Consider the following 24,330-nt stretch of genomic DNA (forward strand, 5'->3'; position numbering starts at 1 on the left):
TTAGGGATTTGTTATTGGATTATTTTTAAAATATTCATCTACTTTATTCCATGGTGCAGTCGATGCCACACCTTTTACCATATTCTGGTTCACACCCTGACAAAGTGCACTGTCCGGCGTCAAGTGAAAAGCATTCACATTTGGGTCCATATAAGGAATTGAACCTGGACGGCGCTGGAAATAGAAGTTTAACCAATCGACCATAGCTTCAAAGCCATAATTCGACATGGCCCATGCACTATTATGCCCGCCCCAATGATGACCAAATTCATGTGCAACAATTCGATAGCCAGATAATCTGTAATGGCCATAGAACAACCATGTATCTACCCCCAAGACTGCACCCCCACCTAGACCACCGCCCATATGGGTAATACCAAGATTAATTTCATTGCGGTTAAGAATTTCCCGATAGATCCGGACATAATCTTCTGGCTGAAAGAAACCATTCGGTCCTTCTACCTGACCATGATTGCCAAAAAAATCGTGTCCCATGACTGCTTTATGGTTAAACCATAAGGTTTCAAATTCTGGAGTACTCAGCATATAGGCCAGATTGGTCATCATCATGACCCATTCCCGGGCATAGACCGGCGTAATACGACACCATTTGTTCGGTTCATCATAGGTACCGAAATAAATTTTCCATTTGGCTTTAATCTGGTTCAGCTTTTGACGTGCTCATCAGTCTCAGAGCTAATTTTCAGATCAAAAATATTGCTTGGATTTTGCGTGGTCTGACTCAGACCTGCTAGCTGGATCGAGCCTGTGCCATCGAGCAACGGGAAACGGGATTGATCGGTCAACTTGAGATCAAAGCTGGCATTCGAAAATGGCGTCAACTGATCCAGCTTCGCCAGAATCACCCAGTCTTCTGAGTTTTTAATCTTGGCACGAATCTGCAAATCACGTACAGGGACAGCACTGTAGCTTTTCAAATGCAGGCGATTGCCATTTAGGGTTGCCGATAAAATCTTGTCCATATAGACATAACGCTGGCTGCTATTGGTCAAGGTTTCCCATGATTCACCATCCTGCAAGACACGGCTTCTTTCGCGCGCTTTAGATTCGGTTAAAATCATAGCTTGGTTTAGCTGTGTGGATTTATTCTGTTGCAAGGTCAGCATTGGCAGAATATGAATTTTCTGATTGGCCATGTGTAATAGATTCTGACCATAAATATAAAGATCGCTGGCCTTGGCTAGTCGGCTGCTCTGGTTTTGCCCTTTTAAAATATAGTCTCGGAAGGTATCCACACTTTTATTGGGTAAGATAGACTCCAAGTTAAAGGATTTTTCCTTGTAACTTTCTACAGTGCCATCATTTCGTGACACATAGACCAAGCCATCGTTATGACGATGCATGACTGCCGACAAATTGGTTTCTGTTAAAATGGGCGTAATATTATTTCCATTTTCCTGAATCTGATTGATATCGTGGACATAAGTCATACCATCCGGCAGGCTGGTATACAGATAGTCGCCCATGACCTCCATACGTGCATTACAGTTGCGTGCACAGCCCGGCAAGCTGAGCCGTGCAAATTTGCGGGCCTTTAAATGGTTTTGCGCTGTCACATCACTTTGACGCCAGACATTGATCCGGCCTTCAATATCAGGTACATACACATAACGGTCGTCAGCAGTCACTGCATTGCTATGTACCAGCGCGTAATTAAGCGCATCGCCCCACCATACACCTGTGCCGAGTGCCATAATGAAGTTCGGTTGCTCGCTATTAATATCTAAAACATCAATCCGGTTCGAGCCATAATTGGCCACATACAAACGCCCTGCTTGAATTTCCAGATCATTCAGGCTATCCCATTTTTTGGCCAGACCCGAAATTTTCGTAGGATCAATCGCACTGAGTGCACGTTTTTGTTTTAAGTCATAACGTAAAATATTCGATTCGGCCTGACTATTGGCAATATAAAGCACATCGCCATTCACCACCATGGCGGTGGGATTCCAGGTTTTCAGACCAAAATTCCCTGCTGTTAATTCTGAACCTACATCCAGAACCTTAAATTCCGCAATTTTGCTCAGTTGCTCTCCCGTACTGGGTGATGTCATTGAATCTGGCCCTGTTGGCTGTGAGGTACTGCTATCGCTTCCTCCGCCCCCACAACCAGACATCAGCAACACGATGGACACTGACAAGATCGCTCGTCTAAATAGCATTGAATTCCCCAATAAATTTAAAAATTAAAATAAAAAATCAAAGTCTTATAGCTTAATTTCTAGTTGGATTCGAGCATAAAAAATGAGGACTTGATCAAGTCCTCATCGCTGAATATTTCACCTTTCGCATTCTGAAAAGGGAGTCTGAACTGTGTGGTATTTTTTATGGCATATTTTATGATGAGATTTTCCGATAATCCGGCTGTAGCCCCAGTCTGGCTTCTAGATGATCATAAATCCACTGAAAAATGAAGGTATACACCAAGATACAAAGGGTCAAAGCCAAATCCAGCAGAAAGGCCTGAGCCAGACTCATGTGTAAGGCATAAGCCACCATCGGAATGGTCGCCAGCATCAAACCACCTTCAAAGCCAATTGCATGGGCAATCCGCACTTTAATGGTTCTTTTCAAACGATGTTTTGCTTCAAATTTTTCAAAATAATGATTAAACAGCATGTTCCAGAGTACTGAAGTCACAGCCATGGCAATTCCTAGCATACCTGTGACCTCAAGCGGCATATGCATCAACGTACTTAGCAGGACAGCGATCACGACCAGTAAAATGCCTTCATATAAGGCAGCATGAATCAGTCTTCTTTTGGAAATTAACATATTAAATCAGCTCAATTCATTACATGATGCAAGAATTTTATTTCTTTAAATCTGATTATTCGAGTTAGAATCTATCAATAAAAATGAAAGATTAAAGATATGAATGTTAATCAAGAACAGCTGCTGATGTTTAAAACCGTGATGGAAACCGGTTCTTTCTCTGCGGCTGCACGTCAACTGGGCAAAGTACCTTCAGCAGTCAGCATGGCCATTGCCAATCTGGAAATTGACCTGAATCTGGAACTGTTTCAGCGTATAGGTCGTGAACCGAAACCAACTGCACAAGCGCAGGTATTGTATGAAAAAACCCAGCAGCTACTGGTAGAAATGAACCAGTGGAAACAGCATGCTCAAGCCCTAAGTTCAGGCTTGGAATCTGAATTGAATATTGTGGTAGTTTCAGAATTGCTGCATACGCGCTGGACCGATTATATTGTGTTGCTAGAACAGGAATTTCCTGCACTGCAAGTCAATGTATTCAGTGCACCTCAGGAAGATGCACATCGTATGCTGTTTGAAGGTTCAGCGCAGCTAGCCTTGATGTTTGAACGCGAACAACTGGAAACACGGGAACAGTTTGTGGAATTGAAACGTGAGGTACTGGTGGCTGTAGTCGCCAAACAGCATCCCCTAAGTCAGTTCGATCAAGTCAGTTATGAACAGATTTTGCAAAACAGGCAGATTGTGGTGGCCAGTCGGGATCGCACCATCAAGCCGGAACTACTCTTTTCACGAAATTACTGGCGCACCGACAACCACCACTCGGCTTGCAGCATGATTCAGCAAGGACTGGGCTGGGGGGTTCTGCCACTCGAAATGCTGAATGAGCAGCCACATTTGCAAGATCAGTTACAGGTTCTCAACCTGCTCGATTTCACCCCAAAGTTTGAATATTTTGTTGATCTGGTCTGGAGCAGAGAAACCCGATTAGGCACAGCTGCTCATTTTTTGATTAATCACTTGCGCAAACAACGTAAAACCGGGCATTAATCACAGAAATTCAACGACAGTCTACTTGGTAAACCGGCCATTTATGATATATAAGAAAGCATAAGCAATAACCATAGAACTAGATCGTAATGACATTAACTGCATTAAACCAATTAAAAAACTTGACGACCATTGTGGCAGACAGCAGTGATTTGAGTGCCATTGAAAAATTTCGTCCGCTTGATGCAACCACCAATCCATCGCTGATTACTGCAGCAGCAAAACAACCTGAAAATCAGGCCTTGATTGAAGCTGCTTTTCAGCAAGCCCAGCAAGAAGGCTATGCAGATGACGCTCTGATTGAACGGACTATTGATATTTTAACGGTCAAATTTGGTGTAGAAATCTTAAAACTGATTGAAGGTCGTGTTTCAACGGAAGTCGATGCTTCGCTGTCCTTTAATACTGAAGCTACCATTGCCAAAGCCAAAGAGTTACTGGCACTTTATGCGCAATATGGAATTGACTCAGACCGCATTCTGATCAAGATCGCGTCTACCTGGGAAGGCATTCAGGCAGCGAAAGCACTGGAAGAACAAGGCATTCATACCAATCTGACTTTATTGTTTGGTCAGCATCAGGCCCATGCCTGTGCTGATGCCAAAGTAACATTAATCTCGCCTTTTGTCGGCCGTATTCTGGACTGGTACAAAAAAGCTGAAGGCGTTGAGTCTTACCCGATTGAAAAAGATCCGGGTGTACTTTCGGTTAAGCGTATTTATGAATTTTATAAAGCGCATGGTATTCAGACTGAAATCATGGGTGCCAGCTTCCGCAGTATTGATCAGGTTCTAGGCTTGAGCGGCTGTGACCTGCTCACGGTAGCACCAAACCTGCTGGCCGAACTGGAAAATGATCAGCGTGAAGTGCAGGCCCAACTCTCAGCCAAAGATATTAAAGTTCAAGGTGAACTCAGCCCAATCAGCCCTGCCGATTTTGAAGCACAACTGAAACAGGATCCGATGGCCAGTGAATTATTGCAAGGCGGCATTGACGGTTTCATTAAAGCCCGTGAGCAACTGGCTGCTTTATTACGTGAAACTTTCCTGAGTACCACTGAGATTTAAAGAAAATTTAGCAAATTTCTCCAAGCCGATGTTGCTATAATGCCGCATCGGCTTTTTTGTTCATGCGAGTTTTTCGTGTTTGGTATCACAGATCTAACGACCTTTATCATTGGAACCACGTTGATTGTGCTACTGCCCGGGCCGAATTCCCTGTATGTCATGTCGATTGCTTCGCGCTTTGGGATTAAGACGGGATATATGGGTGCCTTGGGGGTTTATACGGGCGATCTGATCCTGATTATATGTACAGCATTGGGAGCAGCTTCTTTACTGCATGCCTTTCCGGTACTGTTTATTGCACTGAAAGTTATTGGAGCGATCTATCTCAGTTACTTGGGTATCAAGCTAATCATTGCGGCCTACCAGACTTTCTTTCCGGAAAAGTCATCACAACGCGTCCAGATTAAAAAGACGACTCCAGATACGGTAGAATCTGTTCAGCCCTTTCGTACAGCGCTCACAATCAGTATTTTAAATCCCAAAGCGATTCTGTTTTATCTGTCTTTTTTTGTGCAGTTTGTCGATCCTGCCTATCCTTATCCAGCCCTGACATTCACGCTTCTGGCTGTAATCTTGCAATTGATCAGTATGACCTATCTTTCAATCCTGATTTTTTCTGGTGTAAAACTGGCGTCCTATTTCAACCAAAATTATAAAGTGACTGCCAGCTGTGTCGCAGCGGTCGGGATCCTGTTTTGCGGTTTTGGCCTTAAACTGGCGACTTCAACTTTCTAGCAATGATCGGCTTCAAACCAGTAGACCTTTGGATAAAATTGTTAAAAACATTGTGTTGATACGTGAAAAGCGTATGATTTAAACGCATTTAAATATTGTGTCATGGATGATGCCAAAACTTTTACAAGATCTCTCCTTTCCAGCCATTATGGCCGGTTTTATTACCTGCATGATTGGTATCAGCGTTTCCGCCGTACTCGTGATTGAAGCTGCTCAAAGCCTGGGCGCGAATGCTGCACAAATCAGCTCCTGGTTATGGGCACTGGGTATCGGCATTGGTGTATCCGGACTTTTACTGTCCTGGAAATACCGCTATCCGATTTCAACGGCCTGGTCGACTGCCGGTCTGGCCTTGGTCATTGCCTCTGCTGGCCAGTACAGTCTGGGCGAAGCCATTGGTGCTTTTCTGATTTCCGGAATCCTGGTGGCCTGTCTGGGATTTTTTGGAATTTTCGAGCGAATTTTCCAGTTTATTCCACAAAGTTTGACCAGTGCCATGCTGGCGGGCGTGTTATTAAAATTTGGCATCTCGGTCTTTGGCAGCCTGCAACAGTCATGGGAATTTGTACTCTGTGTGCTGGCCATTTATCTGGTTTCCAAGAAACTGACAATGCGCTATAGCATCGTAATTACGGTCTTGATGGCCATTACGCTCTGCCCATTCTTTATTGATTTCAGCGTTCCGCAGCTGAACTGGAGTATTGCCCAGCCGGTATGGATCACTCCCGAATTTAGCCTGCAGGCTGTTTTAGGACTGGCATTACCCTTGATGGTCATTAATCTGGCTTCACAGTACCTGCCTGGCTTGGCCGTCATTAAAAGCTATGGCTATCCACCCAAGGTAAATCCGATTTTAGGCTGGACGGGTATGACACAGGCACTGCTGGCTCCTTTTGGCTGTTTCAGTGTCAATCTTGCCGCCATCAGTGCAGCCGTCAGCCTGGACGCCCAGGCACATCCCGATCCGGCCAAACGTTATATTGCAGGGATGAGCTGTGGCCTGTTTTATATTCTCATGGGTTTCTTTGCTGCGACCCTGACCAGTCTATTGATGGCTTTTCCTGGCATTCTGATTACGGTATTGGCAGGAATTGCCCTGTTTGGCACCATTGGCCACAATATCGCGCTGGCTTTTCAGGACAGTCATGACCGTGAAGCAGCACTGATGACATTCCTGTTTAGCGCCTCTAATATCCAGTTTTTCGGGATTGGTTCAGCGTTCTGGGGCCTGCTACTAGGCCTGATGGTTTACATGCTGTTTAAGCTCAAACCGCAAGCGGCTTAAGTTCATCTAGAAAATAGAGGCAGTGATCATCTCTGTCTCTGTTTAATGGCTTGCAGTTTGGGAAAACAGGTTAATCACCACCACACCTGCAATAATCAGCGCGATCCCAATGAAAGCAGGCAAATCAAGTGCCTGCTTAAAGATCACATAGCCCACAATGGCGGTCAAAATGATGCCTACTCCCGCCCAGATTGCATATGCAATGCCTAAGGGGATTACTTTAATCACCTGAGACAGCAAATAAAACGCAATACAGAATAAAACGACTACTGCCAGAGATGGCCATAATCGGGTAAAGCCTTCAGACTTCACCAGAAATGTTGATCCAGTCACTTCGGCAATAATAGCCAATGCCAACAACAAATATGCCCATGAGACAGGATTCATTTTTTAAACTCCAAACAATTTTTCAATGATTGCTGTCGGGACGATCTGACATGATCAATCTTGAGAGATTCATTTTGCACCGTTTTCTCTTCAAGGGGAAAGCTGATGTAAAAAATCCAGGGTTTTGACAAAGGTTTGCTGACTTTCCTTTTTTCCCATAAAAAACTGATATTCATGAATGAGCCAGGCCTTAGACTCTGGATAAAATATTTCAGTCACAGGAATCTGCTGTTCCTTCAAAGCTTTTACAAATGGTAGCGACTGAGTATCGGTCAGGAAGTCCTTATTCCCGCCACTGATGAACACGGGCGGATAAGACGGCGTAATATACTGAATCGGAGAAATCTGCTTTAAAAACTCGGCATCATATTTACGATCGCCGGTATAAGCCTGAATCAGGTTAAAGACACCCCATTCGATAATTTTCATTTCTTCAGGTGCTGTGCTGGCAAATGCTTCCAAGTCATAAATTCCACAATGCAAGATTAAACCTTTAAGCTGCGTAGGTTGCAGATGAGGCTGAATACCGGATTGGTTGGCAAATACAGGGTTGGTCAAAAGAGCGGCGTAATGGCTGGCCATATTCGCCCCGGCAGAATCTCCGGCCAGATATAAGTTCTGGGCATCGATTTGGTAGGTGTCTGCATAGGTATCGAGAAATTCAAGTGCCTGATTGATCTGGTGTAACTGGCTAGGATAGGTCGCTTTTGGTGCAAACTGGTATTGTACGGATACCACATTATAGCCCTGTGCCGCCAGCAGCTTGAAATAACCGCGTGCATGTTCTTTAGAACCTGAAATCCAGCCGCCGCCATGAATCCAGACAATAGTCGGTCGCGGGCCAATACTGGCAATATTCTGCGGCTGATACAGATCCAAAGATAATTTCTGTTGCGGCGCATAGGTAATATTTTGCTGGACGATAACCGCACCAGGCGCATAATGATCCATCACTTTTTGCTGCAAGCCTGTGGTCAGGTTAAAAGCACCGGCAATGACTTTACTGTTCTGTGCGGTCTGACAGCCGGAAAGAATAACTGAACTTATGAGCAAAAGATGAATGGCAAAAAACCTCAAAACAGTCCCCTATACATGATCTAAAAACAGGCTACGGCAGTTTAAACCATCCTGCTGTAAACGAGGACTATTCATCCTCTTATTTTTGATCATTAAAACTGCAAATCCGAGTCTTTTACTCTGTTTTTTTCATCACTTTTACATGAAAAATAGATCTCTTGCGAAAGTCATTATTGCAAGTTTATCCGGTTTACGAGTGCAGCAATTAAGTTAATGCGTAAACCGAATCTTTTCCGTCTATTTCGATAGCGTTCACTTAATATTCTAAATGTTTTCAATTGACTATTAATGTGTTCGATCACAACTCGTATTTTTCCAATCATTTTATTGTACCTTTTCTCAACATCAAATAAGGGTAAATTCTTCTTTTTCTTTATTGGCAGCAATAATTTAAAGCCATCTTGCTCTAATCCGTAGTACCCTAAATCGGTCATAACATATTCACAATGTTTGAATTTCTTAACCGTTTTTCTTGCCAATTTAATATCATGCTGACTGCCATTCGATATATCTAGCCCTATGATTTGTTTGCTGTTCGGATGATAGATCACTTGTGCTTTTAGCGTATGTTTCTTCTTTTTACCACTGTAGAACTTACTCTGATTTTTTTTTCGGACGTTCTATTGAACATTCTGTCGCATCAATAATGACCCAGTTAAAGTGTTCGTCTGCTGTGGTAATGCTTCGTTTTGGCAGAGTAAAACGTCTTGATTTCATCAATGCATCTTCAACCTTTTTAATGGTTCGATTCACATTACTTTCAGCGATATGGTAATTTGCCGCTAATTCCAGTTGAGTGCTGTAGTTCCGTAAGTAATTGAGAGTTAATAACAACTGATCCTCTATATCTAAAGTATGAGGACGACCTGATTTCTTTTTGAGTGATTCTGCTTTTTCTAAAACCTCTACCATTTCAGTAAAAACTTGTCGAGGTACGCCAACCAAGCGTTTGAATTCAGAATCTGAAAAACGATTTAATTTCTGATATCTCATGAAATTTATATTGAGGTGGTTTTTACTTTCGCAAGAGGTCTAATATTTGTAATTTAATGAGTTTTTTCAATTTTACCGCTTTTTTGCAATTGCACCCGCCACAGCACTGTGCTATCAATAAACCAAGCCTAAAAATCAGACAACCTGCGGAGAAAAGCCATGGCTTATCAACATATTTTAGTCCCAGTGGACGGTTCAGAAATTTCCTTTTCTGCAGTACGACATGCTGCCAAAATTGCCAAGGCATTCGGTAGTCAGCTTTCCCTGATCAGCCTGATCGCAGAAGATCCTTTTACCGAGGCTGATTTCTATTATAGCTCCTCCATCATGAAGGAATATTTTATCGAAGCACATGCCAATGCCAAAAAGGCCTTGAAAGAAGCCACTGCCATCGCAGCCGGTGAAGGTATTGAAGCGCAATCCCGCATTGTCACAGGTTTAGTCAATGCAGAGCATATTGCTGAAACCGCGGGTGAAGTGAAAGCAGACCTGATTGTTATGGGTTCTCATGGCCGTAAAGGCTTCCAGAAAATGATTCTGGGCAGCTTTGCACAAGATGTATTGGGTGCGAGTGAAATTCCCGTACTGATCGTGAAAAAATAATCCTGACGCTGCGCATCTTCAAGATGCGCAGTACTTGCTACTTTACATTTGAACCTCTAGCAAAACATGCTGTGGAGATTTACTCGCTCAAACCACCCCCCGCTTACTGCAATAATAAATATGAGGAAGCACCATGAATAACTATGATCATCTTCTCGTAGCACTCGATGAGTCCTCGATTTCCTATGCTGCCGCAGATCACGCCCTGGAACTGGCCAAAGTATTTCATAGCCATGTCACTTTACTCAGTGTGATTGCGGTAGATCCCTTTAAGGGCGTAGATTTTTACAAAGTTGCTCCAGCAGTCACAGATTACTTTATGCATGCAGAACAAAATGCACTTGATCGTTTAAATGAACTGAAACTGAACTTTGTTCGTGATGGCATCCAGGTGACGACAAAAATCCTGCATGGCATGGCACCGTCAGAAGGCATTATGCAGGCTGCAAATGAATCCCCGACCGATATGATCATTATGGGTTCACATGGTCGTAAAGGTCTGCAAAAACTCATGCTGGGCAGTGTCGCTCAGAATGTTCTGGCACTTTCCTCTATTCCCGTACTTATCGTCAGACAATAAGATGCTTGATCAAAGCCTGTATGATGCAGGCTTTTAACGAAGTTTTTGATTTAACTCAGTCAAGAAAATTTCAGCATCAAGCTGGCTTTGAAATACTTTTTTGTATTCTCCGACCTGCTGAATGGAATGCGGCGTGTATTGAATGGAGATTTCAAGTAAGCCATTTTCAGGATTCTTGCTGACATGTACGGCAATAATATGCTGGCTATTTAAATAAAAACCATCTTCAATTTTCACTAACATATCTTGGACAACCTCTAGTAAGCGAATCTGTAGATCCCTTTACCTAGCTTACAGCTTAATAAACAAATACTCTTTTCCGTATAATCATACTGTAACACCCTTTGGTACTTAACTCGGCCTTTAGAGAAATTCAACTGTATTTAAAGCCAGCGTTTGAAATAAACAGGAAATAAAAAACCGGATCAGGTCGATCCGGTTTTTTATGAATATTGATGTTATACGCTGAGCATACTATTGAGTGTCTCAGACACATTTTTAGATTTAACCAGTGGCTTTAAGGTTTCAAGCTGTGCTTTCACTTCACTGCGTTGCGGTTCTGCCAAGGTATACCAGCGTGACAATACCTGTAGCAAACGTGAGCCTACAATCGGATTTTTCTCGTCCAGATATTTTGCCAGTCCAATAAAATGCTGCACGCCAAAGCTCCAGGTATTGACCGGATTAGCATTCAGCCCCCCGCTCACTGCACGGATACGGTTAGGCACAGCCAGATCATAATCCGGATGCTGGGTCAGATACGCAATCGTTGCATCCGTTGCTTTTGGATGTGCTGCCTGAACCATAAACCATTGGTCTAAAGACAAGGCTTCATCTTCAAAGCGGCTATAGAAATCTGCCAAAGCTTCTTCTGCTTGTGGTGCATCATTCCAGACCAAGACTTTCAGCGCACCCAAACGTTCAGACATATTGCCTGTGTGATATTGCTCATGGGCTAAATCAAAGGCAAATGCATCTCCCTGACGAGCCATCATCGTCAGCATGATGTTTCTTAAGGCGCGCACACCCATTGCTTGCGAAAACTCAGATTGCAGATCAGGATCCAGATTGAGATAAGTTTCTTTCGCTGTTTCTCCAAAGGCACGTGCCAAGGTATGCAGCAAAGCCTCACGCTTTTCCTGAATCATGACCGGATTATAATCCTGATCAATACGGCTACCCAAATAGCCTTCAGACGGTACATCAAACAGACGTGATGCCAACAGTGGATCTTTCTCAATCACATCCGGCAAGGTATTAAGCATAGCCTCGATATAAATTTCTGCAGGCTGGTCATCCAGCAAGATACGTTCAAGTAAGGTTTGGGTCGCCTGCCACTGGTTAAAACCATTGGTCTCATATTGCAACAGGAAAGCCAGTTCTTTTTCTGAATAGTCAAAGTCCAGATTCACAGGTGCAGAGAAATTACGCAGCAAGGACACCACCGGTTTTGCTGTCACACCGCTAAATTCGATCGTGGCTTCATCCTGATCAAATAGATACACGCCATCTTTGACGCCATTTTCAAAGAGTGCTTCAGAATTTAGCGTTAGCTGTTCACCGCTTTCAGCATCAAACAGTGCCAAAGCCACGGGAATGGGTACTGCTTTCAGATTTGGATATTTAGCATGGGTTTTCAGGCTTTGCTTAAAGCTGAGGCGATAGATTTGGGTCTCTACATCATATTCAGCTTTTGCTTGAAGTTTAGGCGTACCCGGCTGGTTATACCAGGTCAGGAAATTTGAAAGATCTACACCTGAACCTGCTGTTAGTGCAGCCACCCAGTCCTCAACCGTTACCGCCTGACCATCATGACGGCGGAAATATTCATCGGTTCCCTGACGGAATTTTTCCTTGCCAAGCAAGGTCGCCATCATGCGGTTAATTTCCGCACCTTTTTCATAAACGGTGGCGGTATAGAAGTTGTTAATTTCTACAAAATGATCCGGACGCGGTGGATGTGACAATGGTCCTGAATCTTCCGGGAACTGATGCGCTTTCAGAACCGCCACATCATCAATACGCTGTACCGCAGCCGACTGTAAATCTTCCGAGAAAGACTGGTCACGGAATACAGTCAGGCCCTCCTTAAGACATAACTGGAACCAGTCACGACAGGTAATCCGGTTACCGGTCCAGTTATGGAAATATTCATGCGCAATGACTGACTGCACTCGCATGATAGCAGCATCAGTGGTGTACTCTTCATCGGCCAGCACGCATGAAGTATTAAAGATATTCAAACCTTTATTTTCCATGGCGCCCATATTGAATGCACTGGTCGCCACAATCATGTAGTTATCCAGATCATAAGGCAGACCATAATGCTCCTCATCCCAGCGCATGGAATGTTTGAGCGCTTCCATGGCGATTTTGCATTTTGGAATATCTTTTTCTTCTGCATAGATTTCCAGAGCTACATTGCGACCTTCTGACGTGACATAAGAATCTTTCATCACTGCCAAATCACCAATGACACAGGCGAACAAATAGCTCGGTTTCTTGGTCGGATCCTGCCAGATGGCATAGTGACGATTGGCATCGACTTCACCGGTTTCCAGCAGGTTACCATTCGCGAGCAAAACCGGATATTTCTTGTCTGCTTCGACACGCGTCGTAAAGACCGACAACACATCCGGACGGTCTGGATAGAAAGTAATTTTACGGAAACCTTCTGGTTCATTTTGGGTCACAAACAGATCTGAACTGGCCTGATACAGACCTTCCAGCATAGTGTTACTTTCAGGATGAATTTTAACCACAATTTCAAGTGAGGCCTGATCAGGTGCATGTGCAATGACCAGCTGTTCAGCATCCAAGTGGTAGTCACTGGCATTCAGGGTTTGACCATTTAACCGAATCGATTGCAGCTCCAGATCGCGGCCAAGCAGAACCAGATCGCCAGCAGTCTGACGCTGCATCTCCAGCTTGCTGCTGACCAGACTGTGGTCACTGTAGACTTGAATATTCAGGTCGATGGAATCAACAACAAAGGAAGGTTTTTGATAGTCTTTTAAATAAATGGTTTGATCCGCTTCGATCACCGGGTTTGCCGCAATATTCATGTCCTGTCCTAATCTTTTATCGTGTTCGACATTGTTCATGTCAAAATCATACGCCAAGTTTTAAACGCTGTCTTTGCATTTGTATTGTTAGATCTAATATGGGCATTTCATGCACCACTTTCAATGCATTCTGCCTAATTGAGCAGCACTCGGCTCTACATAAGAAATATCTGTGCCATAAAAATAGTCAGGATCATAATTTCTTACATTTTCATAAATCACTGATTTAGAAATATATAATTTTATTTTCAGAGTACTACATAAATACTGATTAAAAAATGAGCACACTTCTTGCTACAGTTAAACTGTGTTTTTCCACACTTCCAATGAAAGAATAATGATAACGATGAGGTGAGCCATGTATTTAAAACAGCATGTTGTACGGATCGAAAATATCAAAACTTTGCAGACCCTGGATCAGGCCAATATTGACCATAAAGTGATTGCACTGTTGATGAGCTGTGAAGGAATTCCACTTCAGGCCCATGAAGTAACTGCCATTCTCAACAGCTACGATGCACTCGGTGCCAAAAAAGTGCCCTCTAAAAAGGTTCAGGCCTTAATTCATGCTAAACATCGCGGCGAGGAGGACGACACATTACCCTGCCCGGTTTAAAAAGCATCATTTCATGTTTTAAAATCAGAGCTACTTCGGTAGCTCTTCTTCTGTTTGGGTGACTATTTTTGATTTAGAAAAATTGCACCAGTCCACTACGTTTGCATCTCATCAGCCGTGTATAATCAAATGCCCGTCCATTCTAGAGTTGCCCGCGACCATGGTATTCAGTGTTCTGCAAAAACAGCTTGATGAAAGTACCCACTGCCCGCTGTGTAAGGCATCGATGTATTGGATTGAGGCAGAGCAATATGATCAGGAACTGAGCTATCATGAATGCAGCCATTGCCAGCATCAGCTTTATTCTGATCAAAAACACAATTGTTATTGTGAACGATGTCTGGCGCAGCGTAAACGCATGCTCAAGGAAGTCCGTTTACAGGAAAATCGTCAATATCATAAAAAACAGGATCGACCGGTTCTTGAGCTAAATCAGCTCAGTTTTATTAATAAACTGTTTTTACTCGCGATTCTGGATGAGCAGGTTCAGGAATATAGCCAGCACCGCGAATATATTGACTGGCATCAAATTCGATATTACTCCATCAGTCCCAACTATCTGTTCCAACATGGTCTGGTGAAAAGCCTGATCAGGGATCAGGTTCTGATTCCCAAAGATCTCCAGCAGGAAAATCAGCATTATTATATTAATGTCCGACTGGATGGCTATTCTGAACCGACCCTGTTCAGCATTACCCAGCAGCTGCGCAATTGGTTTTATCAAAACCTGAGTCAGGGTGTGCCCTTTAAAAGTGCAGATGAAGTCAAAGATGCACTCTATTGCCTGCTGTATGAAGAAATCATTCAGTTTGCCCAATTCTATTGCCGTAGCTGGAATGTGCAGATTGCCGGAAATCAGGGCTTTCAGACTTTTTGCTATCGTCTTTTGGATGTACTGGCTGTGGGCCAGATTTATTATCTGGTACAAACGGGACTTGAATATCTGTACAAACAAAAAGCCCTTAAGCCACGCAATGAAAACTTTATTAATACCAATCTGCTGAAAAAAACCTTGCAGCAGTATCGCGAACGTTCAGTGACAGAAAAATGGGAAACCTCTACCCTGCCACGTCCATCGCAACTGGCATTCAGCAAGATGAGCGAAATCCTGTTTTATCGTTTTCTGGGCTATGATGAAAATATCTTCTTCCAGCCAGTGTGGCGTTCGTGGCACAAGATCGAACCCCGCCTGAAATTTTATTCCCAGAAACGTTGTATGCACTGCGGCTCACAGGAACTGTCGGTAGATTATGATGCCAGTGACTATGTCAGCCTGTTCTGTCGTAGCTGCAAGCATCAAGACCATTATTTTACCCGCTGACCGAATAGACAACTTATCTTCCACTTTTATAAATGATCATTATGACGACTTCTACGCAAGCACTACAGCAAACGCTTCTAGATCAGATCTGTGAGGCCTGGTTAAAGCTACAGCAACAGCAGCCCTTGGTACATATCATGACCAATACCGTGGCCAGCAATTATGTCGCCAATGTTGTACTGGCTGCACATGCGTCTCCGGCCATGATCGACAATCCGTTTGAAGCTGAAAGTTTTGCCAAGATTGCAGCAGCAATCAGTTTGAATCTGGGTACACCGACGACAGAGCAGGTTCAGGCGATGCAGATTGCTGCGAAAACTGCACATCAATTGCAAAAACCGTGGGTGCTTGATCCGGTCGGTTATGGAACAGTTCTGCACTGGCGTTCTGGCATCGTAGATCAGTTGATGCATTCCCAACCTACGATTTTACGAGGCAATGCTTCTGAAATTGGCGCTTTGGCCGGTAAGCAGATTGAGTCCAAGGGTGTAGACAGCACGGTAGACAGCGCAGATGTTTATTTACAGGCGCAAACTTTGCTGGATGATTGTGAATGTATCGCGATCTCCGGTGAATCCGATTACATTATTTCTAGAGACTATCCTGTGATACAGGTGTCAGGTGGTTCTGCTTTACAGCCCCGAATCACGGCAATGGGATGTGCACTCGGTGCACTGATTGCTGCCTATAGTGCGGTGACCTCTCCAACCCTCGCTGCATTAACGGCACATGTACATTTTGCCATTGCCGGACAATTGGCATTCGAACGCGCACAACAGTTAGGCAGTTTTAATGTCGCCTTTCTAGATGAAATCCATCAGCTTAATACTGAAACAATCCGACAATATGCCAGCTTCAAAATTCTGCCGGAATTCATTTAGTTTATTGGCTGCTTTACGGGGTGTTTAGGCTTAAATAGGTGAACGCCCCTATTTAGATTGATCCTGCTCATTTGCTCTATTGATCTCCTTAGAAATGTTCTGTCTAGCTCTTTCGGAGATCATTTTTGAGTAATTCTATTCCGGATTGAGCAGGCTTCATACAACTTATCTAATGATTTTCATACAAACGGTTTCCATTTTACTTAAGATCTGTTTGCATCATGCAAATCTAGTTCATGTGAATTGTAGTTCAATTTTTTGTCGGTATTTAAACATGACCTTTAAGTTTTGATTAACAGGTTACATGAATCAATATTTGAAGCCTGATCATGCTTACTTTTGATTGCTGATTTGACTTTTTCGGTTTCAAAATCTCAGCACAATACCCGGATATTCAGCTCAATCGGGAACATGACTAATAGTATGAATAGACTGATAAAAATCCGTTCAAACAATGAGCTAACTTTCATTTCAATGAATCAGCTTTATAAATATGCATTAAAAAAGCCAGCTGTCACCAAAGCAACTGACTTTTAAGATTTGAACAAACAAAGTGTTTAAAACACCTGTTTAACCTGCGTAATGAATGCTGACCGACTTGATACGATTGCTTTCAATTTCAGTGACTTTGAACTGAACACCTTGATAATTTAACTCGGTACCCACTTCAACCGTACTGTTGGTTTTATCCAGAATCAAACCCGCCACACTGATATAACCAGCATCTTCATCAATCAGATCAATCATGCCAAGTTCCAGCTCAAGCTGATACAAGTCTAACATGCCCGATGCGATCCAGTGCGTATCATCCACTTTCACCAGATCCAGCTGTTCGTCTGCATCCGGGAATTCACCAGCAATTGCTTCAAATACATCCAGCGGTGAAATCAGACCCTGTACATTACCAAACTCGTCACTCACCAAGACCAAAGAACCTTTAGAAGTACGCAAGGTATTAATCGCGTCAATAACTTTCATCTTTTCAAAGATATAAATTGGGCGATGACGTTTAATCAGTGCTTTTAATTCTTCCGGCTCTTCCAGTACATCCAATAATTCTTTGGCACGTACTACGCTAATCACCTTATCTAGGCTACCGCGACATACCGGGAACAGACTGTGTGGAACAGACAGAATTTTTTCACGGATCTGTTCTGGGTTATCTTCTAGATCAACCCATGAAATCTGACCGCGCGGCGTCATGATCGAAGCAACTGAACGCTCTGCAAGGGTAAGCACCCCACCAATCATATAGCGTTCTTCATCTGCAAAGGTTTCTTGTGCCTCATTATTTTGACTGTCGGTCGTCTCTAGCTTGCCACCCATTAACTTCAGGATTGAGTCAGCCGTACGATGACGCAAAGGAATCTTAGATTCATGTTTAGCAGCATTACGCTGACCGAACTGGTTGAATGCTTCGATTATGATCGCAACACCAATACCTGAATAGATATAGCCTTTAGGAATATGGAAACCAAAACCTTCTGCAATCAGACTGATACCAATTAAAAGCAGGAAGCTTAAACACAGAATCACCACGGTTGGATGGCGGTTCACAAAGTTAGTCAATGGTTTCGATGCCAGTAGCATCACGCCCATTGCAACAATCATGGCAGCCATCATGACATAAATGTTGTCGACCATACCAATGGCGGTAATTACTGAATCTAAAGAGAAAACAGCATCTAAAACAACAATCTGTGCAACAACAGCAGTGAAACTTGCATATACCACATTGGTAGACACTGTGACTTCAGGTTTACCTTCAATCTTTTCATGCAGCTCAGTAACGGCCTTATACACCAGGAACAAGCCACCAAATAACAAGATCAGGTCCCGACCAGAGAAGGTCCAGTTAAACACAGTAATCAATGGTTGTGTCAAAGTGACCAACCAGGCAATGGCAAATAACAGGCCTAGACGCATGAATAATGCGAGAGACAAACCAATAACACGTGCTTTATCGCGTTGTTCAGGAGGAAGTTTTTCAGCCAGAATGGCAATGAAGACTAGGTTATCAATACCTAAAACAATTTCAAGAATAATAAGAGTAATTAAACCTACCCAGATTCCGGGATCTAATAAAAATTCCATTAGAGAATGACCCCGTTCGAGTAAGCTAGAAATAGAGATGGAAGATCAACGCACGGCGAGGGATCCATTAAAATTTAACCTATGCAACTTAAGACTATTCCATTATGCATAAACTGAGTATTTTGTAATGTATTAATTTACAAAAAAATTACATGATCATGATTTTATTGAGACTTTTATGATCAACTGATTGATGCTGAAACTGATTAATTTTAATTTTTTCTACATCATTTATTCGAATTGAATTAAAAATAAACAGAATTTAGTTTGATTAGACCATTACTTTTAAGGTCACTTAAAGATTAGAGCATAAACTATTTTTTTATTAAAAGAACAATCACTTAAAAATATAGCTGTAAATAATCATTTACTATATTGACTAAAACCACTCAATCACCCTATATTTCTTAAATCGATTAATTTATTGAAATACAATTATTTGCATTAAAACCTATTGAGACAGGCTGCTTAAGAACAATAAAAAGTCTTGGAAAACATTTCTACTCACGAAATACATAATGAGGAATTAAATTTATACAAAATATTATCGCCTTTCATCCGATTTTAAAGAACAGTCTCCGCGCCAGATAAGGCTCACATGCAGAACTGATCAACTCCTTGGGATGTTAAGCAAAACTAAAAGTGTTAGCGCTTTAACATTTTTAAAATAAAGGTTGAAATATGCATAAACTTTTTCATAAAATGAAAGGGCCCTAGAAAAATAAATACAAGGAACATTTCATGACTAAGAAATATGCAAAATTTTTGCCGTGTACGGAAGAATTTAATTTAGAAAACTTTCCATATTATTGGGTAACTCAGGTTCATGCTCAATACGTCGTTAATGTCGATCATGCACTAAAAAAGTATGGTGTTGACAATTCCCGCCGCCGCATCCTTCTTGCACTAAAAGCCAAACCGCATGCCAGTGTTTCTGATTTGTCAGAGATGGTTGTTTCTAAAATGTCGACCACGACTAAAATTGTCTACCGCTTAAAAGACGAAGGTCTGGTTGAAACCTATTCATGTGAGGATGACGCACGGATTACCCGAGTATTTTTGACCGACAAAGGCATGCAAATGACGCATAAGATCAATGATCTGACAAATGTGGTACTGGAACAGTCATTTGAAGGCCTGACGCCTTTGCAAATTGAAAAAACCATGGAAAGTTTACGTCATATTTTCAAAAATTTAGCTCGTTAAGAGACCTACTTTTTATTTTAAATAGACGCTGGCGAATTGGCGCATACTTTACAATAATAAATAATTCGCCAGAGCTTTCTAAAAATCAAAAAAGTTCAGTTGTGGACTGACTTTTTTGATTTTTTCTTTTGGTACATGTGAACATTCAAACTCTTCTACCGGAAAGCCCTCTACAAAGCTACGAATATCCGGATGCCTTAGCGTTAGCCATTCTTGCAGTCGCTGCTGTGGAATCACAATAACCGAGCGTTTGATATTACCCGGCTCATGAAACTCCTTCATCATGGGATGGTCAATTGCATCCATGGTAATCATACTGGCAGAGCGTACAATTTCACCTTGTACCCGAGCAATCTCATACACAGCTGCAATAAAAGTCGCCTGACCATCTTTACGTCTTACACCCCAACGCTGCGGTTTATTGTCAAAATATTTGGACTCATAAAATTCTGATACCGGAATAACGCCAAAATGACATCTAGCAGTGGCCTCAGCAAAGGTGGGCTTTTGCAATAAAGTTTCATTTCTGGCGTTATAAGTCTTGGTGCCTATAGTTTTGTCTTCTGCCCATTTCGGAATAAGTCCAAAATTCACGGAACGCCATTCCAGTCCTTGAGCTGAATGAAATAAAAGCGGCGTAGCATAATTGGGATAGACCTCCTCTGGATATTCAAAAGGAATTTCTGGCAATCCCAGATTATGCAACTGTTCTAAGGTTAAAGGCTTAAAGTTGGCGCACATGGCTTATATATAAATCATTCGACCATAAGATTATAGCGTGATGCCAAGTCGAAGCCTGTCGTATTTCTATAGTTTTAGGCGCGTTGACTGTTATGAATTCGGTACAGTCAACCAATGTGTCCGGGTAAACTCCTCAAAAATCCAGCGACCATTAAAACGACCCAATCCTGAATTTTTCTCGCCGCCAAAGGGTGCGTTTGATTGGTCTGCAACACTAATGCCATTAATATGTGTCATACCAATATCCAGTTGTTCCGCAAACGCGCTGCCTCGCTCGATGTTTGAGGTACATACTGCACTGGACAAACCGAACTCGGTCGCATTGGCCAGATTTAAAGCATGTGCTTCATCCCGGGCTTTTAAAATAGGTAAAATCGGCCCAAAGCTTTCTTGCTGCGCTAAATCGGAATCTCCCGCGACATCAATAAAAATATGTGGATAAACCAGATTTCCTTCAATTCCCCCCTCATACACCAGTTGTGCGCCCTGCTCGCTGCCTGTTTGAATGATCTGTTGATGCTTTTTAACCTGACTCTGGTTAATGATCGGACCAATCACGGTATCTTCCAGATTTGGATCACCCACCGGAATCATTTTGATCCGATCCAGAAGCTTATCTACATAAGCATCATGAATAGAGGCATCGACAATGACCCGATTGGTACTCATGCAAATTTGTCCCTGATGCATAAAACGCCCCATCAGCGTCAGTTCAACTGCTAGATCAAGATTGGCATCATCCAGAATGACCAAAGGTGCATTGCCACCCAGTTCAAGTGCCAAACGCTTGATTCGGGAACTGGCCAAGGCTTTGCTACCGACACTTTTCCCCACTTCAGTCGAACCGGTAAATGAAATCATTTTCGGCACCGAATGCTCAACAAAATAATCCCCGATTTCACTACCAGCACCGGCAACAATATTCAGTGCACCTACAGGCAAACCTGCCTCTTCAAAGAGTTTGCCGATTAAGGTACCGCCAGTCACTGGCGTATCACTGGCCGGCTTCAGCACGACGGTATTGCCACAGGCAATTGCAGTAGCCACTGAGCGTAAAGACAAATGAAATGGGAAGTTCCATGGACTGATGACTGCAATCACGCCTAAAGGCTTGCGCAAAACCATACTTTTACGTGCTGGATCTTTGCTTTGGAGCTGTTCAGTTTGGATCTGATCTGGAAAAGCCAGACTTTCCTGAATGATGCCCAGAGCAGCATCTACCTCAACACCAGCTTTAATACGTGTACTGCCTGATTCAATAATGAGCCAGTCAATGATTTCATCACGACGCTGCTGAATAATTGTGATCACATTTTGCAGCACTGTTTTACGTACTTCAATGGATTTCAAAACACCCTGCTGGAAAGCCTGCTCTGCTGCGGTATAAGCACTGTCGACATCGACAGAACGGGCAGCTGGCATACTAAAAATTTCGCTCTGGGTATAGGGGTTGATATTTTTTATTGTTCTGGTTGAAGTACCGGCTTGCCACTGACCATGAATAAACTGCTGGTCTAAATTTTGATATACCGTTGTCATTTTATTGTTTCCTCGCATGCTTTGCCCCACTTTAAAAGTTCGGCTGGAAAATTTCTAGTCAGAACGACAGCGGCTTACCATTAGACAATAAAAAAGCCTCCGAAGAGGCTTTTTTAAGCTAGACAGGATTAATCACCTGTATAACCTTTTAACTTTAAACGCGCTGCATGTAAAAGCGGCTCGGTATAACCTGATGGCTGCTCACCACCTTTAAAGATCAGGTCAGATGCTGCCTGGAATGCAATATTGTTGGCAAAGTCAGCAGACATTGGCGTATACAGTGGATCATTGGCATTTTGCTCATCCACAATTTTCGCCATACGTTGCATGACTTCTTCTACCTGTTCACGACTTACGATACCGTGACGCAACCAGTTCGCAACATGTTGTGAAGAAATACGTAAAGTCGCACGGTCTTCCATTAAACCGACATCATTGATGTCTGGAACTTTAGAACAACCTACACCCAAATCTACCCAGCGAACCACATAACCTAAAATACCTTGACAGTTATTTTCGAGTTCTTTGGTTTTTTCTTCTTCAGACCAGTTAGTGTCTTTCGCCAATGGTGGTGTCAACAAATCATCTAGAGATAAAGGCTGAGTCGACAATAATTCTTGCTGACGGTCTGCAACATTAATCTGGTGATAGTGAATCGCGTGAATCACCGCACCTGTAGGTGATGGAACCCATGCACAGCTCGCACCCGCTTCAGGATGTTCAGTTTTGGTTTTGTACATGTCAAGCAGCATGTCTGGCTTTGGCCACATGCCTTTACCGATTTGTGCTTTACCACGTAAACCTGCTTGCAGACCAATCATCACGTTACGGTTTTCATAAGCCGGGAACCAGATTTGGCCTTTTACTTCGCCTTTACGAACGAATGGACCAGCTTCCATAAAGGTATGGATTTCATCGCCGGTACGGTCCATGAAACCTGTATTGATGAAGATCGTACGATCTTTGGCTTGTGCAATACAGTTCTTCAAGTTCACAGAAGTACGGCGTTCTTCATCCATAATCCCGATTTTTAAAGTTTTTGCAGGTAAGCCAAGTGCCTGTTCTGCACGTTCAAACAATTCAACGGCAAATGCCACTTCTTCAGGACCATGCATTTTCGGCTTAACGATATACATTGAACCTTGACGCGAGTTCTTGATCGTGTTTTCACCTTTGATGTCTACAAAAGACAACAATGGCGTAACCAATGCATCCATGATGCCTTCATAGATTTCTGCGCCATCTACCAGAATCGCAGGGTTTGTCATTAAATGACCAACATTACGCAGCAACATCAATGAACGGCCGTGAACTTTAGTTTCACCACCTTCTACATTTTTGAAAGTACGGTCTTCATTCAGTTTACGGGTAACAGTTTTACCGTTTTTCTCAATAGACTCTTCTAAAGTACCTTTCATCAGGCCTAACCAGTTACGGTAGCCTTCTACTTTCTCTTCAGCATCAACAGCTGCAATCGAGTCTTCCAAGTCCTGAATGGTCGTAACCGCAGCTTCAAGAACTACATCTTTTACACCAGCGGCATCAGTTTGGCCAATCGGGCTGCTGGCATCAATTTGCACAATAGCGTGCAGGCCATTATTTTTAAATACGATTTCAGTCGGTGCTGAAGCTTCGCCATTGTAGCCAACGAATTTAGCTGCATCTGCCACAGTTGTTTTTGAACCGTCTTTTAGGGTAACAACCAGTGCATTAGCTTCAACTGCGTATTGAGTTGCATCTGCATGCGAACCTTGTGCCAATGGGAAAGTTTCGTCGAGGAAATTCTTTGCAAATGCGACAACTTTTTCACCACGTTTCGGGTTATAGCCTTTGCCTTTTTCCGCGCCATCTTCTTCAGAGATGACATCGAAGCCATAAAGTGCATCGTACAAAGAACCCCAACGTGCGTTTGCAGCGTTCAAGCAGTAACGTGCATTACGTACTGGTACCACCAACTGTGGACCTGCCAGTATTGCAATTTCTTCGTCTACATTTTCAGTGCTGATTTGAAAATCTTCTACTTCTGGTAACAAGTAGCCAATTTCAGTCAAGAAAGCTTTGTAAGCTTGTAATTCAAATGTGTTATTGCGGTGCCATTCATCAATTTTCGCCTGAATGTCATCACGCTTAGCCAAAAGTGCTTTATTTTTAGGGCTAAGATCAACAACGACTTGTTCAAAGTTTTTCCAGTATGTTTCGCTGTCTAAACCAGAACCTGGTAGTGCTTCATTTTCGATGAAATCGTAAAGTTCTTTAGCAATCGCTAACTTGCCTTTTTGAATACGTGCAGTCATTGTCTTTCCTGATATTGCTACTTTTTATACAAGAGATTCTAGTATACCGATTAAAATCTA

20 protein-coding genes and 1 pseudogene are annotated in these 24,330 nt (G+C 42.8%); 10 read left to right on the forward strand and 11 right to left on the reverse strand.

Translation table 11 applies throughout. The annotated features are described in order from the left end of the window. Positions 1 to 2,183, reverse strand: a pseudogene (locus F891_RS17840) (beta-propeller fold lactonase family protein). A 175-nt stretch (positions 2,184 to 2,358) separates the two neighbouring features. Beyond that, entirely contained in the window at positions 2,359 to 2,796 is a 438-nt protein-coding gene (gene aceI / locus F891_RS09215; protein WP_005247293.1) for a chlorhexidine efflux PACE transporter AceI, read from the reverse strand. 99 nt (positions 2,797 to 2,895) lie between these two features. Here aceI and F891_RS09220 point away from each other — a divergent pair, with 99 nt between their 5' ends. The 4 genes from F891_RS09220 (at position 2,896) to F891_RS09235 (ending at position 6,873) form a co-directional block, all read left to right on the forward strand. After that, positions 2,896 to 3,786, forward strand: a complete 891-nt coding sequence (locus tag F891_RS09220; RefSeq protein ID WP_005263303.1) for an HTH-type transcriptional regulator AceR — start codon at positions 2,896 to 2,898, stop codon at positions 3,784 to 3,786. Positions 3,787 to 3,875: 89 nt separating this feature from the next. Then, positions 3,876 to 4,853, forward strand: a complete 978-nt coding sequence (tal, locus tag F891_RS09225; RefSeq protein ID WP_004645437.1) for a transaldolase — start codon at positions 3,876 to 3,878, stop codon at positions 4,851 to 4,853. Between the two features lie 75 nt (positions 4,854 to 4,928). Then, entirely contained in the window at positions 4,929 to 5,588 is a 660-nt protein-coding gene (leuE, locus tag F891_RS09230; RefSeq protein ID WP_004278829.1) for a leucine efflux protein LeuE, read from the forward strand. Between the two features lie 109 nt (positions 5,589 to 5,697). Next, complete coding sequence (locus tag F891_RS09235) at positions 5,698 to 6,873, forward strand: benzoate/H(+) symporter BenE family transporter (RefSeq protein WP_005263304.1); 1,176 nt, start codon at positions 5,698 to 5,700, stop codon at positions 6,871 to 6,873. A 42-nt stretch (positions 6,874 to 6,915) separates the two neighbouring features. On the opposite strand, the gene F891_RS09240 is transcribed toward F891_RS09235, so the two are convergent. From F891_RS09240 to F891_RS17425, 3 genes are all read right to left on the reverse strand, one after another. Next, a complete protein-coding gene (locus tag F891_RS09240) occupies positions 6,916 to 7,260 on the reverse strand; it encodes an SMR family transporter (protein WP_005263305.1) in 345 nt (114 codons plus the stop codon). Positions 7,261 to 7,350: 90 nt separating this feature from the next. Then, on the reverse strand, positions 7,351 to 8,337 hold the full coding sequence (locus F891_RS09245) for an alpha/beta hydrolase (protein WP_005263306.1): 987 nt from the start codon (positions 8,335 to 8,337) through the stop codon (positions 7,351 to 7,353). 170 nt (positions 8,338 to 8,507) lie between these two features. Then, a protein-coding gene (locus F891_RS17425) for an IS5 family transposase (protein WP_155756697.1) occupies positions 8,508 to 9,330 on the reverse strand; the annotation gives its coding sequence in 2 pieces (ribosomal slippage) (positions 8,508 to 8,948 and positions 8,950 to 9,330; 822 coding nt in all). 159 nt (positions 9,331 to 9,489) lie between these two features. On the opposite strand from F891_RS17425, the gene F891_RS09260 reads away from it, so the two are divergent. Next, positions 9,490 to 9,933, forward strand: coding sequence for a universal stress protein (locus F891_RS09260; RefSeq protein WP_004278834.1), 444 nt, complete (start codon positions 9,490 to 9,492; stop codon positions 9,931 to 9,933). A gap of 133 nt (positions 9,934 to 10,066) precedes the next feature. Beyond that, a complete protein-coding gene (locus F891_RS09265; protein ID WP_004278835.1) occupies positions 10,067 to 10,513 on the forward strand; it encodes a universal stress protein in 447 nt (148 codons plus the stop codon). A gap of 33 nt (positions 10,514 to 10,546) precedes the next feature. On the opposite strand, the gene F891_RS09270 is transcribed toward F891_RS09265, so the two are convergent. Next, positions 10,547 to 10,756, reverse strand: coding sequence for a hypothetical protein (locus F891_RS09270; RefSeq protein WP_005263307.1), 210 nt, complete (start codon positions 10,754 to 10,756; stop codon positions 10,547 to 10,549). A 215-nt stretch (positions 10,757 to 10,971) separates the two neighbouring features. Continuing rightward, positions 10,972 to 13,578 carry an aminopeptidase N gene (gene pepN / locus F891_RS09275; RefSeq protein ID WP_005263309.1) on the reverse strand — a complete coding sequence of 869 codons (2,607 nt, stop codon included), beginning with the start codon at positions 13,576 to 13,578 and terminating at the stop codon, positions 10,972 to 10,974. A gap of 358 nt (positions 13,579 to 13,936) precedes the next feature. Between pepN and F891_RS09280 the strand changes: the two genes are divergently transcribed. The 3 genes from F891_RS09280 (at position 13,937) to thiM (ending at position 16,396) form a co-directional block, all read left to right on the forward strand. Beyond that, the gene (locus F891_RS09280; RefSeq protein ID WP_005263317.1) at positions 13,937 to 14,194 is read left to right on the forward strand and encodes a hypothetical protein; all 258 of its coding nucleotides are present in this window, start codon (positions 13,937 to 13,939) and stop codon (positions 14,192 to 14,194) included. Positions 14,195 to 14,354: 160 nt separating this feature from the next. Then, complete coding sequence (locus F891_RS09285) at positions 14,355 to 15,515, forward strand: hypothetical protein (protein ID WP_005263319.1); 1,161 nt, start codon at positions 14,355 to 14,357, stop codon at positions 15,513 to 15,515. Positions 15,516 to 15,547: 32 nt separating this feature from the next. Further along, entirely contained in the window at positions 15,548 to 16,396 is an 849-nt protein-coding gene (gene thiM, locus F891_RS09290) for a hydroxyethylthiazole kinase (RefSeq protein WP_005263322.1), read from the forward strand. Between the two features lie 570 nt (positions 16,397 to 16,966). On the opposite strand, the gene F891_RS09295 is transcribed toward thiM, so the two are convergent. Further along, positions 16,967 to 18,490: a TerC family protein gene (locus F891_RS09295; protein ID WP_005263323.1), complete on the reverse strand. Its 1,524-nt coding sequence runs from the start codon at positions 18,488 to 18,490 to the stop codon at positions 16,967 to 16,969. A gap of 741 nt (positions 18,491 to 19,231) precedes the next feature. Here F891_RS09295 and F891_RS09300 point away from each other — a divergent pair. Further along, positions 19,232 to 19,696 (forward strand): MarR family winged helix-turn-helix transcriptional regulator, encoded by a 465-nt coding sequence (locus tag F891_RS09300; protein ID WP_004278843.1) that lies wholly within the window; start codon positions 19,232 to 19,234, stop codon positions 19,694 to 19,696. Positions 19,697 to 19,774: 78 nt separating this feature from the next. Here the strand turns inward: F891_RS09300 and F891_RS09305 are convergent, their stop codons facing one another. The 3 genes from F891_RS09305 to F891_RS09315 all read right to left on the reverse strand — a co-directional run bounded on the left by F891_RS09305 (position 19,775) and on the right by F891_RS09315 (position 24,270). Next, on the reverse strand, positions 19,775 to 20,437 hold the full coding sequence (locus F891_RS09305; RefSeq protein WP_005263324.1) for an SOS response-associated peptidase family protein: 663 nt from the start codon (positions 20,435 to 20,437) through the stop codon (positions 19,775 to 19,777). Between the two features lie 90 nt (positions 20,438 to 20,527). Further along, positions 20,528 to 21,976, reverse strand: coding sequence for an aldehyde dehydrogenase family protein (locus tag F891_RS09310; protein ID WP_005263325.1), 1,449 nt, complete (start codon positions 21,974 to 21,976; stop codon positions 20,528 to 20,530). 128 nt (positions 21,977 to 22,104) lie between these two features. Beyond that, positions 22,105 to 24,270 carry a malate synthase G gene (locus tag F891_RS09315; RefSeq protein WP_005263330.1) on the reverse strand — a complete coding sequence of 722 codons (2,166 nt, stop codon included), beginning with the start codon at positions 24,268 to 24,270 and terminating at the stop codon, positions 22,105 to 22,107. Positions 24,271 to 24,330 lie beyond the last annotated feature (60 nt).

The organism is Acinetobacter sp. CIP 101966, from assembly GCF_000369725.1.
GTDB lineage: Bacteria > Pseudomonadota > Gammaproteobacteria > Pseudomonadales > Moraxellaceae > Acinetobacter > Acinetobacter lwoffii_Q.